The 1,018-nt window shown below is 62.5% G+C and carries 1 protein-coding gene; it reads right to left on the bottom strand.

The genetic code is table 11. The features are described from left to right. On the bottom strand, positions 1-778 hold a 778-nt coding region (locus Q673_RS21400), incomplete at its 3' end, for a citrate/2-methylcitrate synthase (protein WP_023004672.1). Between the last annotated feature and the right edge of the window lie 240 nt (positions 779-1,018).

Genomic DNA, 1,018 nt, shown 5'->3' with positions numbered 1-1,018 from the left:
CGGCGATGCCGGCGCTGATGCAGGCGAAGGGGTTGGCACCGGTGGAGCCCGCCAGGCGCACCGTGGAGGTGGAGGCGTTCTGCTCGTGGTCGGCGTGGAGCATGAAGATGCGGTCCATGGCGCGGGCGTAGACCGGGTTGATCTTGTACTCCTCGCACGGCGTGCTGAACATCATGTAGAGAAAGTTCTCTGCATAGCTCAGGTCGTTGCGCGGGTAGTTCAGGGGTTGGCCGACGTTGTACTTGTAGGACATCGCGGCGATGGTCGGCATCTTGGCGATCAGGCGGATCGCGCTGATGATGCGGTCCTCCTCCACGTTGATGTCCATGTGGTCGTGGTAGAAGGCGGCCAGGCCACCCACCACGCCGCACATGATCGACATGGGGTGGGCGTCGCGGCGGAAGCCCTTGAAGAAGTTGTTGAGCTGGTCGTGGACCATGGTGTGGTTGCGGACCCGCGACTCGAAGTCGGCGTACTGTGCGTCGCTGGGCAGCTCGCCGAACAGCAGCAGGTAGCACATCTCGACGAAGTTCGACTGCTTGGCCAGCTGCTCGATTGGGTAGCCGCGGTGCAGCAGCACGCCCTTGCCGCCATCGATGTAGGTGATGGCCGACTGGCAGGAGGAGGTGGCCATGAAACCGGGGTCATAGGTGAACAGGCCTTCGGCACCGAGCCCGCGGACGTCGACCACGTCCGGGCCCAGGGTGCCCGAGTAGACGGGCAGTTCGATCGTCTTCTCCAGGCCGTCTACCGTCAGCGTCGCTTTCCTGTCAGCCATGGAAGGCCTCCTCTCGAGTTCGTGATTAGGGCGATAAGTCGTTCTTTCTGTGAGTATCTTCGCGGGGGATGCCGGCGAAAAGGTTCGCCCACTATAGAAGCGTCCCAGCGATTGTCAATTAGCCCATGGCCCGGCGCGTGCTGTACGCGATCATGCTGTATGTAAAGGTTGTGAATAGGAAATGGTGCAGAGCACCATGGGTCGTGGCCTGCGGCGGGGGCGCCTCCCGAACACCCGCCA

Origin of the sequence: Halomonas sp. PBN3, assembly GCF_000475415.1 — a bacterium.
Classification (GTDB): domain Bacteria; phylum Pseudomonadota; class Gammaproteobacteria; order Pseudomonadales; family Halomonadaceae; genus Halomonas; species Halomonas shengliensis.
This window is presented reverse-complemented; position numbering and strand designations above follow the sequence as displayed.